This is a genomic window from Micromonospora haikouensis (assembly GCF_900091595.1).
Lineage (GTDB): Bacteria > Actinomycetota > Actinomycetes > Mycobacteriales > Micromonosporaceae > Micromonospora > Micromonospora haikouensis.
On record NZ_FMCW01000018.1, the window covers coordinates 79,055 to 91,925 of the forward strand.

Consider the following 12,871-nt stretch of genomic DNA (forward strand, 5'->3'; position numbering starts at 1 on the left):
GCGGAGCCGGCGCGAGGCGCCGGCCGCAGGCGGGGCGAGAGGAGCGAGGCGGGATGAGTCGGTCCGGCCCCGACGGGGCGACCCAGGAGCCCACCGGCGCGGGCCGCCCCCGCGCCGGCCGGCGGCGGGGCGTCTCGATGGCCGACGTGGCGCGGCTGGCCGGCGTCTCCGCGCAGACCGTCTCCCGCGTCTCCACCGGTCACCCCGGCGTCGTCGACAGCACGCGGGAGCAGGTCCTCGCCGCCATGCGGCAGCTCGGCTACCGCCCCAACAGCGCCGCCCGCGCGCTCAAGTACGGCGAGTTCCGCACCATCGGCGTCATCCTGTTCACCCTGTCGAGCACGGGCAACAGCCGCACCCTGGAGGCGATCGCCACCCACGCCGCCGACGCCGGCTACGTGATCACCCTCATCCCCGTCGGGGCCCCCACCCAGGACCGCCTGCTCGGGGCCTTCACCCGGCTCGGCGAACTCGCCGTCGACGCGGTCATCGTCATCATGGAGGTGCACCTGCTGGACGCGGCGACCGTCGCCGTCCCACCCGGCGTGCACGTCGTCGTGGTCGACTCCGACGCCGGCGACCGCTACCGCGTCGTCGACACCGACCAGGCCGACGGGGCCCGCCAGGCCGTGCACCACCTGCTCGACCTCGGGCACCGCACCGTGTGGCACGTCGCGGGGCCCCGGGAGTCGTTCGCCGCGCAGCGGCGCGCGCTGGCCTGGCGTACGATGCTGCAGGAGCGCGGCCGCCCGACGCCGCAGGTGCGCCGCGGCGACTGGTCGGCGGAGTCCGGCTACCGCGCCGGCCTCGACCTGGCCGGCGACCCCGACTGCACGGCGGTCTTCGTCGCCAACGACCAGATGGCCCTCGGGGTGCTGCGCGCGCTGCACGACCGGGGCCGGTCCGTGCCCCGCGACGTCAGCGTCGTGGGCTTCGACGACATCGCCGACGCGGGAGCGTTCATCCCGCCCCTGACCACCGTCCACCAGGACTTCGCGGAGGTCGGCCGCCGCTGCGTCGAGGCGGTGCTGCGCCAGGTCCGCACCGGCGTGCCGGAGACCGGCACGACCCTGGTCTCCACCCGCCTCGTGGTACGCGAGAGCACCGCGCCCCCGCCGGGCGGCTGAGCCGGTGGCCCGGCGGAGCCCCTCCCAGCGCCGCCTCCAGGCGCGCTCTCGCCCTCAGCCGGCCCCGGCGAACCGCCGCAGCTTGTCCGGGTTCACCACGATGAGCACCCGCTCGATCCCCCGGTCGGAGCAGTCCAGGGCGACGAGGGACTGCGGGCTGCCGTCGGCGTTCGTCACCAGCAGAGAACCGCCGCCGTTGACCTCGACGAACCGGAACCCGGCGGTGTGCCAGTACTTGCGCAGGACGTTGTCCAGGAACGTGGTCACCCGCCCGACGCCGGCCAGCTCCTTGCGCACGGCGTTGACCCGGCCGCCGCCGTCGGACCACGCCCGCACGTCTTCGGCGAGCAGCCGCTCCAGGGCGGCCACGTCGCCCTCCCGGGCGGCGTCGAGGAACGCCTCGACCAGCTCGCGCCGCCGCGCCGCCGACACTGGCGACGAGCGCTGCGACGCCAGGTGCCGGCGCGCCCTGCTGACCAACTGCCGGGCGTTGACCTCGGAGGTGTCGAGCACCTCGCCGACCTGCCGGTGGGAGTAGTCGAACGCCTCGCGCAGCACGTACGCGGCCCGCTCGGTCGGCGTGAGCCGCTCCAGCAGCAGCAGGACCGCCAGGTCCAGCGCCTCGGCCCGCTCCGCGCCCAGCGCCGGATCGGCGCTGGTGTCCACCGGCTCGGGCAGCCACGGACCCACGTACCGCTCGCGGACTGCGCGCGCCGACGTGGCGGCGTTGATGGCCAGCCGGGTCGTGGTCGTGGTGAGGAACGCCGCCGGGTTGCGCACCGCCCCGCGTTCGGCCGACTGCCAGCGCAGCCACGCGTCCTGCACCACGTCCTCAGCCTCGGCGACACTGCCCAGCATCCGGTAGGCGATGCCGAACAGGCGCGGCCGCACCGCCACGAACTCGGCCAGCCCGTCCCCGGGCCCCGCCGGGGACGGGACGGCCGTCGTCGCCGCGTTGTGCGTCTCGTCGACCGTCACGAGGCCAATCTAGCCGGCGTCGCCGCCGCGCGCGTTTCGGCGGGCCCGAGCGGCACCAGCGAGTGTTCCCCCAGCGCCGCACCGAAGTACGTCGCACCCGGATCGGTCACCACCTCGCGGGAGTCGCCGCTCGCGGCGAGGACGGAGCGGCCCAGTTCGTCGAGGCGGAACCGTTCCGGGCCGGCGACCTCGACGACGCCGTCCACCGGCGCGCCGACGGCGACCTCCCGCAGCGCCGCGACCACGTCGTCGGCCGCCACGGGCTGGATGAACACCGGCGCGAGACGCACCACGTCGCCGTCACCGCCGGCGTCGACGATGGTCCGGACGAACTCGACGAACTGCGTCGCGCGCACGATCGAGTACGGGATGCCGGAGGCGACGACGAGTTCCTCCTGGGCGACCTTCGCCCGCATGTAACCGCTGTCGGGGATCCGGTCGACGCCGACGATCGACAGCACCACGTGGTGCCGCACGCCGGCCTCGGCCGCGGCGGCGAGGAGGTTGCCGGTCGAGGTGCGGAAGAACTCCAGCACGGGCGCGTCCTCGAACGAGGGCGAGTTCGACACGTCGACCACGACGTCCGCGCCGTCGAGCACCCCGGCCAGCCCCTCGCCGGTCAGGGTGTTCACCCCCGTGGCCGGGGAGGCGGCGACGGCCTCGTGGCCCTGCCGGTCGAGCGCGGCCACGAGCCGGGAGCCGATGAGCCCGGTACCGCCGACGACGACGATCTTCATGATCGGTCACTTCCCTTCGCGTACGCGGCGCGGCGCGCCGCCCTGTCACCCGTACGACCGGACAGGTCCCCGAACCGTGACACCCGCCCCCGGCCGCCATGGCGCGTGACCGGCCGGCGGCGGTGCGTGACGGGTTGCTACGGTGTGCGGGACGGTCACCGGTGTGTCCCCTGGGGAGGGTCGGCATGTGGGCGGACGAGGCCGCGCTGGACGCGGCGACCCGCCGGCTCGACGAGTGGGAGTCGTCGATCGCCGACCGGGCCGCCCGCGCGCAGGCGCTGTCGGCGCGGGCGCGGGCCCTGACCGGCACCGCCCGCAGCCCCGACCGCGCGGTCGAGGTCACCGTCGACGCCACGGGCCTGCTGGTCGACCTGCGGCTCGACGAGCAGACCCGGCAGCACCCGGCGGCACACACCGCCCGGCAGATCGTCGCCACGACCCGGGCCGCGCACGCCGACCTGCTGCGGCAGCTCACCGAGGCGACCACGCAGACCCTCGGCGACGACGACCCGGCCAGGCGGGCCATCATCGACGGCCACCGGCGGCGGCTCGACCCCGGCCAGGGCCCGCCCGATGGCCGCCGGTGACGGCATCCGGGTCGACCCCGGCGACCTGACCGCCCACGCCGCCCACCTGGAACGCTGCGCCGGCAGCCTCGACACCGCCCGGCAGGCCGGGCAGCACGTCCGGCTGGACGCCGACGCGTACGGCCAGCTGTGCGCGATCATGCCGGTGCTGCTCGACGGCCTCCAGCAGACCCTGGTCGACGGCGTCGACGCCGCAGCCCGGTCGGTACGCGACACCGCCACCAGGCTGCGCTCCGGCGCCGACAGCTACCGGGCCGCCGACGCCCGCGCCGAGCAACGGCTGCACCGGGTGCGAGACGCCCGGTGACCGGCAACCCGCTCGTCGCCGCCCCGGCGGGCGGCGCGCCCAAGGCGTGGGCCGGCATCTGGATCTGCGAGGACATCGAGCTCATCGCGCAGGGCGTACGCGACGGCAGCTGGATCGACGGCAGCCTCGGCGTGGTCAGCGCCGGCCTCGACGCCCTCGCCTTCGTCTCCGACCCGGTCGGCGCCCTGCTCCAATACGGCATCGCCTGGCTCATCGAGCACGTCAAGCCCCTCAGCGAGGCGCTGGACTGGCTCGCCGGCGATCCGGCGCAGATCACCGCGCACGCCCAGACCTGGCGCAACGTCGCCGCGTCGCTGCGCGACGACGCCGCCGAGCTGACCCACGCCGTACGCACCGAGGTCGCCGGCTGGGGCGGCGACGCCGGCCCCGCCTACCGGTCCTGGGCCGCCGGGCAGCACCAGGCGATCACCGGTCTCGCCCAGGCCGCCGACACCCTGGCCGCCATCACCGAGGGCGCCGCCGGCCTCGTCGCCGCCGTCCGGCTCCTGGTCCGCGACGCCATCGCCACCTGCGTCTCCCGCCTCATCGTGTACGCGGGAGAACTCGTCGCCACCGCCGGCCTCGCCACACCGGTGGTCGTGGAGCAGGTCACCACCACGGTGGCGTCGTGGGCGGCGCGGATCGCCCGGCTGCTACGCGGGCTGCTGGCCAGCCTGCGGCGGCTGATGCCGCAGATCCGGCGGCTCGGCGAGCTGATCGAGAAGCTGAAGCAGGCCCTGGGACGCCTGCTCAGCGGCGGTCGAGCAGGCCGAAGGGACCCGTCGCAGCCACTGCCGCCTCACAGCCCCGAGCCGCCGCGTCTCGATGAAGAGCGGCGGATCCACGAACTCGGCATGGATCCGGCGACGGGCAAGTTCCGGCCCAGTGAGGCCGAGACGGCTGCCCGGCTGGAGCGCGAACTGGACGTCACTCTGACCCGTGCACCCGAAGGCTCATCCGCCGACTGGGTCGATGGCAGCGGGCGCACGTACGACGCAGTAGGCAACTTCCCAGGCCAATACTTCGACCGGCAGTGGCCTCAGCTGCAGTATCAGATCGAGCGACACCTGACCAAGGCCGACCTCGTGCCGGTTGACGTCTCGCAATTCTCCGGGGAGCAGGTCGCTAGGATCGAGCAGTTCATAGCCGATCGGGGCTTGGGCCCGCGAGTGTTCATTGTGGGGAAGTGATGGCTGGCCTCATCGTGCTGAAGCCCGGCGTCGACTGGACGGTGACGGGCGGCCTGTTCGACTGGACGCTGGAGTTCCTCATCCCGAGGCTCTCCGACAGGACGGTCGCGGACCAGCTCCAAGAAGTCGTCGACAACAACCTCGGCTCGGTCTGGGTTCACGAACTGCCGCCAGATGCGCAGGCGGAGATCGTCAGCCACTGGCGGCAGGGCCTGGTGGCCGCAGGAAAGCAGGATCTGCCTGAGAGCGAGCACAAGGCCGACGTGATTCACCGCCTCCAGGAGCTGGTGGATGCCACCTACACCGCCGGTTATCCAGGATGAGGTGAGGCCGACGCATTGAAGACGGTGGGGTTCTTCCGGGAACTCGGCCCGGACCCGGTCGAGGTCTATGCCGAGAGCATCCGTGCTCACTTGGCTCCGGATCCACTCCCCGACACCGATCGCGTGACAAGCTACCTGCGCGACGGGCACGAGTTGATCGACGTAATGGGCGCAGAGCTGGACGTCCTCGGCAGCGGCCGACACCTCGTCGGCGGGGCGTCGGTCATGACCGACGGCGAATGGCTCTGGCGCGACGACCTCCGGTTCTACGTAGCGACCTACCACGTACGCCTCCCGGACGACTTCCTCGCCCACATCAGCGCGAACGACCATCACGTTCCTGACCTTCGGATCGAGGACCCTCGCGCGGCGGGCAAGGAAGCGATGCGCATCCTTGGCTACCATCGGCCACCGGCCGCATCGCTCCACTGAACAGCGTCCACCCGTGACCGGTGGTCGACATTCAGGCGATGAAGCGCATCGCCCAGGCGTTTGGGCTTCGGGGCCGGGCGACGGATGGCGTCGGGCAGCCCAGATTCGGAGACCGGGCCACCCGGAACCGGATCGCCGCACGCCCCCTCGACGCGCCGGCCGAAGACCACGGACAGGGTGTCCCTGACTATCGGTTGCGCACGTAGCCCGGTCGGGCACGGAGGTCACGATCCTGACCGCTCCAACTGACAGGCACCGCCCCTCCGTCGGCATCGCCAGGCGGGGTGACTGCCTCCCGTCGAATAGGGAGCTGAGTCATGTACGACATCACCATGCCCGGTGCGCTCTCGGCGGGGGCGACCACGCCCCAGCCCGGTCCGGTCATCAAGAGAAAAGCGTCAAAGTTGATCTCTACAATGACCCGAATCTCTTGATCACCGGGCCACGCTGGGCCGAGCCGGGCGGGGTTGGAGCCGGGATGGGCGTGGGGTGGCAGGGGTAGCAGGGGTAGCCGGTGATGTCGTAGACGACTCAGCTCCGTAGGGGCCGGTGCACCGCATCAGCCGTCACGGCTCACAGCTCCCGGTTACACCGGTCGCGCCGGTCGCGCCCAGGCCAACCCCGGTCCGACTAGGATCGCGGCAGGAACGGGCTGGGTGACCCGCTCCACGACACGTGCAGCGCCTCTCGGGCGCGGGTGGCCGCGACGAAGAGCAGGCAGCGTTCGCGCAACAGGTCACTGTCGTGCTGCACCTGGTCGACCTCGCTGGGCGTGACCTCCTTGGTGAAGGGGACCACCTTCGCCGTCACCCCCACCACCGCGACGCAGCGGAACTCGAGGCCCTTCATCGCGTGCAGCGTGGCGAGGCGTACGCCGTCGGCGTCCGCGCCGGGCTGGTCGCGTACCCGGACGGCGGGGATGCCGGCGGCGGTCAGCTCGTCGTACACGGTGTTGAGCAGCAGGTTGAACCGCGCGCAGATGGCGATCTCGCCGGGCTGGACGCCCTGGTCGAGCCACTTGCCCACCCGCGTCACCAGCGCCGCGACCTCGGCCTGCTGCGTGTCGTGCCCCTGCGCGTGCGGCCGGGTGCCGTGCAGCAGCGACCGGTAGCCGGCGAGGCTGTCCTCGCCCTCGCCCCCGAGGTCGTCGACCCGGGACCCGACCAGCACGCCGGCGGCCCAGGACAGGATCTCCTCCGTGTTGCGGTAGTTGATGCGCAGCCGGCTGCTGCGCCCCGTGACGGAGATGCCGAGGGCGCTCAGCGACACCCGGGAGTCGTAGATCCGCTGGTGCGGGTCGCCGGTGACGAACAGGTCGTCCGGTCCGGGCGCGACGGCGGCGCGCAGCACCCGCCACTGCGCGGGGTGCAGGTCCTGGGCCTCGTCGACCACCACGTGGTCGAAACCGTGGACGCTCAGGTCGACGCCGTCGAGCAGCTGCGCGGCCCGCGCGCACACCTGCAGGTGCGTCAGGTTGCCGGCGGCCGACAGTTCGGCCAGGAACATCTCGACGGCGTCCCACACCTGGTCGCGTTGCCGGGTGCCCAGCGCCGTCCCGCGGCCCCGCCGGCTGGCCGCGCGGTAGTCGTCGCGGCTGCGCACGTCCTGGGCGAGGACGACGTGCCGGAACTCCTGCGCGAGGAACTGCTCGGGCCAGGGCAGGTCGAGCCGCCGGCACACCCGCCGCCACACCTGCCGTTCGTCGGCGTCCCCGATCGGTGCCGCGACCCGGCCGGCGAGCGCGCGCACGCTGCGGCTGGCGAAGGCGTTCACCGTGGTCACCTCGACCCGCGCCAACTGCTCGTCGTCGCCGAGGAGCAGCGCCAGGTGCTCCCGCAGGGTCGCGGCCAGGGCATTGGTGTACGTGGTGAGCAGCACGCGACTGTCGGGCGTACGGGAAAGGAGGTGTTTGACCCGGTGCAGCGCGACCACCGTCTTGCCGGTGCCCGGCCCGCCCGTCACCTGCGCCGGCCCCTTGTAGGACACCCGGTAGGCGACGCGCCGCTGCGACGGGTGCAGGAACACCCGCCAGGCGGCGAACGGCTTGTCGAGGATCTCGGCCAGCTCGTCGGGCCGGGTCACCAGCGTGATCCGGCTGGCGGTGTTGGCGATCGCCATCGCCAGGCTCTCGCTGGGCTCGGTCGGGGCGTCGGCGGGCCGGCGTTCGACGACCAGGTCCCGGTAGACCTCGTCGGGCGAGAAGCCCTCGGCGAGATACTGCAGCACCTCGAACTGGTCCTCGGGCAGCAGCGTGCCGAACGCCTCCAACTGCGGCTTGTCGACGATCGTCCGGACGGCCCGCAGCACCTGGTCGTCGATGCCGAGGTTCCGCAGCGCCGTGTCCGAGTGTTTGGCGAACAACAACGTCGGCGCCCCGGCCGCCGCCTTCTCCAGCGCCGGGGTCAGCTGCTCGATGGCGGTGACGTTGCGGACCTCCAGCGCCCGCGTCGCCGTGTTGACGGTGTAGAGGCGCTTCGCCGCCCAGGTGTACGCGTCGTCGTGCGGCACGACGTTGAGCAGCAGAAACGTGTCGCTGCCGTCGTCGGGGGCGAGCACGACCCCGCGCCAGAAGTCGTTGATCCTGATCGTACGCATGCGCGGGTCCCGGGCGTTGTGCACCGACTCCAGGTGCAGGCCCTTGTCGGCACGCAGCTCGGCGATGGTGAGCTGCTGGAACTTCTCCATCGCCTTGCGTACGCCGGCCTTGACCGGCTTCTCCAGGACGTCGAAGCTGTGCCAGAAGCTGTTGGCGAAGGCGAGCTGCGGCACGGACGGGACCTCCGGGGCGGTGGATCGGGTCAGGCGGATCGGCTAGGCGAGGGCGGCTTCGTCGGGGGCGCTGAGCTGCGCCTGGTCGTAGAACCAGCGCAGGTGGTCGAGCAGGGCCTCGCGGGCGTCGGCGTCGGCGAGGACCGTCAACGGAAAGCCCGGCCGCAAAGTCAGCTTGGCAGCGGCGATCCTGACGCCCGGCAACTGGTTCAACCGCTGCCGCAGCTCCTCCCGCAGGGTCACGTCGTCGAACGGCGTGCGGACGCTGAGGTGCTGGAAGACCACCTCGAACTTTCCGCCCGGGTAGATCACGGCCGGCCAGATGCTGCCCAGTTCGTGTTCCCTACGCCGGGCCATCAGGAAGCAGGATGTCTCCCCGCCGGTGCCGTAGGACAGGGTCCCGCCCAGCGTGGTCCATTCCTCGAGCAGCACGAGCACGGCGGTGGTGACGGCCGGGCTCTGCCGGGCGGTGAGCTGCTCGATGAACCGGTCGGCGTAGGTCCCGCCCTGGCCCGGCCCGGGTCGGGGGGCACGTTCGGGCAGTTCCTCCGGCGTGATGCCGGCGAGCTGCGCCAACTCCTCGACGGTGATGCGCTGGGCCTGGTCGGCGCGGCCGTACTGGTCGAACGTCACGCCCTCGGATCGGAGCACGTCACGCGGGTCGTCGGTGCGGTCGGGTTCGAGCCACTTGAAGTTGCCCGCGACGATCCCGCCGGCCTGGAGCACCCGGTGGGCGTTCAGGGTCGGGTGGTTGGCCAGCCGGTTCCCCACCGGCTGCGCCGCCGTGCCGATCAGGGCGGCCAGGTCGCCGTAGGTGGTCCACGAGCCGGCCGGCAGCTCGGCGAGGGCCTTCGCCAGCACGTCCCAGGGCACGTCGGACTGGTTGCCGCTTTCCTCGGTGGGGCCCGGCCAGCTGGTGATGATCCGGTCGGCGAGGGTGTCGGCCCGCGCCAGGATCTCCGAGCGGCCCCACCGCTGCCGGTCGGCGATGTCCCGGCTCAGCTGGACACCGCTCTTCGCCAGGGCAGTCCGCTTGGCCGCGAACGGCTTGTTGCTCAACTCCGAGTTGTAGCCGGTGAGGGTCAGGTTGCCCAGGGTGTGCACGAGCGCGTCGTGCGCCTCGCCGGGGGTCTCGTCCGTGTCGAGGTCGGCGGCGAGCATCTGCGCCCACTCGTCGCTGAGGGTCTGCGGCAGCACGTGTTCGATGGTCAGCTTCTCCAGCGCCACCGGCTCCTTGCTGCCGTGGGACTCCTCCAGCCAGCGCAGCACCAGGCTGCGCTGGCTGGCCCGGCCGTTGAGATAGAACGGGATGGTCCGCACCAGGGCACGCAGGCTCGCGTCGGTGGCCCAGTGCTTGCGGCCCGTCGACAGGTACTTCCGCACCGCCTCGTGGACCGGCAGGTCCCGGTCCATCTCGGTGACCACGGCGAGCAGGATGCGGTTGATGTTCATCGTGCTCCGGCCGATCAGCAGCCGCCGGACGAAGAAGCTCTCCAGGTACAGCATCGCGGCGGCGATCTGCGCGGAGGTCGCGGTGCCCTGGTCCCGTCGGTCGAGCAGGTGCAGCAGCACCGGGTAGACGGTGGTGGTGCCCCACGCGCTGAGCCGCTCCAGCCGCTGCCGTACGCCCGGGTCGTGTTCCTCGGCGGGGTGCAGGATCACCCGCAGCAGCGCGCCGAGCCGGCTGAACCGCTGCACCTCGGCTTCGACGGCCGCTTCGGTGTGCAGCTTCTCGAGGCGGGCCTGCTGGCTCGAGTACGTGTCGGTCTGCTTGACCTTAGGGTCGCGGTGGACCAGGTCGAGCCAGAAGAGCAGGACCAGCTCCGTCGGGGTGAACCGCTGCTGCAGCGGCAGCCAGAGCGACTCGTAGACGGCCTGTCCCCGGTTGGGCAGCCGCATGAAGATGTAGTTGCGCAGCAGGTCGGCCTGGGTGAGCGTGAGCCCGGTGTTGTTCAGCGACTCGAAGATCCGGTAGACGTTGTCGCCGGTTCTGGCGGTGATCGCCACCAACGCCAGGCCGGTGATCACGGCGCTCTCGATCTGCTGGACGGTGATCGGTTCCTCGGCGGCGCCGAGGTTGTCCAGCGCCTTGGCGAAGAACTGGTACGCCCGGCCCACCGCGTTGTCCCCGCCGGCCTGCGGCGTGGACTTCACGCAGGCCACGTACGCGTCCCGGTCGGCCTGGGTGGGGACCAGCTTCAACCAGCGCTGCTCCTCGAACGGGTTGGTCAGATACTGCTGGTCGAGCCGGAGCCGGTGCTTCTCGCCCTCGTGCTCGGCCCGGTGGTCGCGGATGGCGCAGAGCAGGATGGTCAGCGTGGTGAGCCGCTGCTGACCATCCACCACGAGGTATTCGGCGACGCCGACCGGCCCCATGGTCGGGCTCGGCGCGAGCACCAGCGAGCCGATGAAGTGGGTGGCGTCCGGGTGGTCGACCCGGTCCCTGGCGAGCTGGCAGACGTCGTCCCAGATCCGTTTGAGTTGAATCTCGGTCCACGAGTAGGTCCGCTGGTAGAGCGGCACGTGATACTGCTTCGCCCCCTCCAGCAGAGCCTGCAACGTGGTTTCCTGCGCCGTGACCATCCCGCACCCGTCCCCTTTGGACCCACCCTTGAGCCGGCAAGACAACCAGATCGATGCAGCCGGGGGCAACACGCACGGCAGGTTGCCGCGTCGGATAGCCGACAGCGGGTGGCGGTCACCCGATCGGGCGGCGCGACGGGCCCGATCGACCGCGCCCGTTGACCGAAAGTGCATAGCCGGAAAGGAACACCGACGGGCGTTCCGGCACATCTCGCAGAATGCATTCAATTAGCTCGAATGAATTATGTATCCGACCATTGCCGCAACCATCGCGGCCCCGGGGCGCGTGGGTATCCATTCACGACATGTCGCACCATTGACGACGCCGCACGTCTCAACAACGAAACGATTCCGTGGCGAATATGGCGGCGAATGCATCCGGCCTCGTATTCATAGATCCAGATCAGGATACTGAATGCTCCGAGGAGGAACGATGTCCACTGAAGCCGACGCGGCGCATTCAGCGCCCGCACGACCCGCCGGCCCGGAACGGCCGGCGTCACCACCGCCCGTCGGCGGGCCGGACCACGCCGGCCCGCCCGACCGGCCGCGCACCAGGTTCCGTGGCGACATCGAGGGAATCCGGGCGGTCGCCGTGGTGACGGTGATGCTGTTCCACGCCGGCGTGCCGGCGCTCTCCGGCGGCTTCGTCGGCGTCGACGTCTTCTTCGTCATCTCGGGCTATCTCATCACCACCCAACTGTTGTCCGAACAGCACCGGACCGGCGGGGTCGCGCTGATGGGCTTCTACGCCCGCCGGGCCAAGCGGCTGCTGCCGGCGGCCAACGTGGTGCTGCTGACCGCAGCGGTGTTCGTGTTCCTGATGGTGCCCCGTGGCCGGTGGGGTCAGATCGGCGGCGACATCGTCGCCGGGGCGTCCTACCTGTTGAACTGGCGGCTGGCCGAACGCTTCGCGAACCCCGACCCGACGATGCCGCCGTCCCCCGTACAGCATTTCTGGTCGCTTGCCGTCGAGGAGCAGTACTACCTGATCTGGCCGTTGCTGATCCTGCTGGCGGTGGCGCTGGCCAAGGTGTCCGGCGCCCGACTGAAGCCGGTGCTGGCGACGGCGCTGGGCCTGCTGGCCGCCGGCTCGCTGGCCTGGTCGGTGACCACCACCGTCGGCGCGCAGTCCCCGGCGTTCTTCCAGACCACCACCCGGATCTGGGAGCTGGCCGTCGGCGCGGGCGTCGCCATGTCGGTCGGGGCGTGGGCCCGGCTGCCCAGGCCGGTCGCTGTCGTGCTGGGCTGGGCCGGGCTGGCGGCGGTGCTGGTGGCCTGCCTGTCCTTCACCCCGATGATGGACTTCCCCGGCTACACGGCCGCCCTGCCGGTGCTGGGCACCGCGGCGGTCATCGCGGCCGGCTGCGCCGCCCCGGCCAGGGGCGGGGTGGGGACCGCGCTCGGGGTCGCGCCGCTGCGCTGGATCGGCGCGCTGTCGTACTCGCTGTATCTGTGGCACTGGCCGATGATCGCGATCGCGGCCACCTACTGGGGACCGCTGTCGACGTCCACCGGCCTGCTGGTGATCGCGCTGTCGACCGTCCCGGCCTGGCTGACCTTCCACTTCGTGGAAAACCGCATCAGATACTCCCGGCGGGTCTCGCAGTCGCCACGGCTCACCCTGGGCATCGGGGCCGGTTTCTCCGCGCTGGGCGCGCTGGCCGGCGTCGCGCTGCTGCTGGCGGGCTGACCGGGTCCGGCGCCGACCGTCCACCCGGTCGGCGCCGGGCCGATGGCCGCGACGTCAGACCGACGGAAAATGGTACGGCCCAGAATGTCTGATCCTGGCCCCGTCGCTCGTCGGTAGGACGAATGCCGCCCGGCGGCCTGCCGAG

At 71.9% G+C, this 12,871-nt stretch carries 11 protein-coding genes; 7 read left to right on the forward strand and 4 right to left on the reverse strand.

Annotated elements, in window-relative coordinates; genetic code table 11:
- Positions 1 to 53: 53 nt before the first annotated feature.
- Complete coding sequence (locus GA0070558_RS19225) at positions 54 to 1,127, forward strand: LacI family DNA-binding transcriptional regulator (RefSeq protein WP_256092022.1); 1,074 nt, start codon at positions 54 to 56, stop codon at positions 1,125 to 1,127.
- Between the two features lie 54 nt (positions 1,128 to 1,181).
- On the opposite strand, the gene GA0070558_RS19230 is transcribed toward GA0070558_RS19225, so the two are convergent.
- Positions 1,182 to 2,105 (reverse strand): RNA polymerase sigma-70 factor, encoded by a 924-nt coding sequence (locus GA0070558_RS19230; RefSeq protein WP_256092023.1) that lies wholly within the window; start codon positions 2,103 to 2,105, stop codon positions 1,182 to 1,184.
- Positions 2,102 to 2,842 (reverse strand): SDR family oxidoreductase, encoded by a 741-nt coding sequence (locus GA0070558_RS19235; RefSeq protein WP_091282123.1) that lies wholly within the window; start codon positions 2,840 to 2,842, stop codon positions 2,102 to 2,104. The genes GA0070558_RS19230 and GA0070558_RS19235 overlap by 4 nt, the downstream gene beginning before the upstream one ends.
- Positions 2,843 to 3,027: 185 nt before the next feature.
- Here GA0070558_RS19235 and GA0070558_RS19240 point away from each other — a divergent pair, with 185 nt between their 5' ends.
- From GA0070558_RS19240 to GA0070558_RS19260, 5 genes are read left to right on the forward strand one after another with little or no spacing between them, the layout of a single operon-like run.
- Positions 3,028 to 3,429: a YbaB/EbfC family nucleoid-associated protein gene (locus GA0070558_RS19240; protein ID WP_091282127.1), complete on the forward strand. Its 402-nt coding sequence runs from the start codon at positions 3,028 to 3,030 to the stop codon at positions 3,427 to 3,429.
- Entirely contained in the window at positions 3,416 to 3,736 is a 321-nt protein-coding gene (locus tag GA0070558_RS19245) for a type VII secretion target (RefSeq protein WP_091282130.1), read from the forward strand. The genes GA0070558_RS19240 and GA0070558_RS19245 overlap by 14 nt, the downstream gene beginning before the upstream one ends.
- A complete protein-coding gene (locus tag GA0070558_RS19250) occupies positions 3,733 to 4,926 on the forward strand; it encodes a WXG100-like domain-containing protein (protein WP_091282133.1) in 1,194 nt (397 codons plus the stop codon). Before GA0070558_RS19245 ends, GA0070558_RS19250 begins: the two co-directional genes overlap by 4 nt.
- Positions 4,926 to 5,249 (forward strand): hypothetical protein, encoded by a 324-nt coding sequence (locus GA0070558_RS19255; protein ID WP_091282347.1) that lies wholly within the window; start codon positions 4,926 to 4,928, stop codon positions 5,247 to 5,249. Before GA0070558_RS19250 ends, GA0070558_RS19255 begins: the two co-directional genes overlap by 1 nt.
- A gap of 15 nt (positions 5,250 to 5,264) precedes the next feature.
- Positions 5,265 to 5,681 carry a hypothetical protein gene (locus tag GA0070558_RS19260; protein ID WP_176734269.1) on the forward strand — a complete coding sequence of 139 codons (417 nt, stop codon included), beginning with the start codon at positions 5,265 to 5,267 and terminating at the stop codon, positions 5,679 to 5,681.
- Positions 5,682 to 6,311: 630 nt separating this feature from the next.
- Here GA0070558_RS19260 and GA0070558_RS19270 read toward each other — a convergent pair.
- Together GA0070558_RS19270 and GA0070558_RS19275 are read right to left on the reverse strand one after the other, a co-directional pair.
- The gene (locus GA0070558_RS19270; RefSeq protein ID WP_091282139.1) at positions 6,312 to 8,450 is read right to left on the reverse strand and encodes a UvrD-helicase domain-containing protein; all 2,139 of its coding nucleotides are present in this window, start codon (positions 8,448 to 8,450) and stop codon (positions 6,312 to 6,314) included.
- A gap of 42 nt (positions 8,451 to 8,492) precedes the next feature.
- The gene (locus GA0070558_RS19275) at positions 8,493 to 11,033 is read right to left on the reverse strand and encodes a GmrSD restriction endonuclease domain-containing protein (RefSeq protein ID WP_091282142.1); all 2,541 of its coding nucleotides are present in this window, start codon (positions 11,031 to 11,033) and stop codon (positions 8,493 to 8,495) included.
- Positions 11,034 to 11,466: 433 nt separating this feature from the next.
- Between GA0070558_RS19275 and GA0070558_RS19280 the strand changes: the two genes are divergently transcribed.
- A complete protein-coding gene (locus GA0070558_RS19280; RefSeq protein ID WP_176734270.1) occupies positions 11,467 to 12,726 on the forward strand; it encodes an acyltransferase family protein in 1,260 nt (419 codons plus the stop codon).
- Positions 12,727 to 12,871: the final 145 nt, after the last annotated feature.

What these genes read in the sequence shown, in the direction of transcription:
- GA0070558_RS19225 (WP_256092022.1), top strand. Translation starts at nt 54, where the DNA reads ATGAGTCGGTCCGGCCCCGACGGGGCGACCCAGGAGCCCACCGGCGCG.
- GA0070558_RS19235 (WP_091282123.1), bottom strand. Translation starts at nt 2,842, where the DNA reads ATGAAGATCGTCGTCGTCGGCGGTACCGGGCTCATCGGCTCCCGGCTC.
- GA0070558_RS19240 (WP_091282127.1), top strand. Translation starts at nt 3,028, where the DNA reads ATGTGGGCGGACGAGGCCGCGCTGGACGCGGCGACCCGCCGGCTCGAC.
- GA0070558_RS19245 (WP_091282130.1), top strand. Translation starts at nt 3,416, where the DNA reads ATGGCCGCCGGTGACGGCATCCGGGTCGACCCCGGCGACCTGACCGCC.
- GA0070558_RS19255 (WP_091282347.1), top strand. Translation starts at nt 4,926, where the DNA reads ATGGCTGGCCTCATCGTGCTGAAGCCCGGCGTCGACTGGACGGTGACG.
- GA0070558_RS19275 (WP_091282142.1), bottom strand. Translation starts at nt 11,033, where the DNA reads ATGGTCACGGCGCAGGAAACCACGTTGCAGGCTCTGCTGGAGGGGGCG.
- GA0070558_RS19280 (WP_176734270.1), top strand. Translation starts at nt 11,467, where the DNA reads ATGTCCACTGAAGCCGACGCGGCGCATTCAGCGCCCGCACGACCCGCC.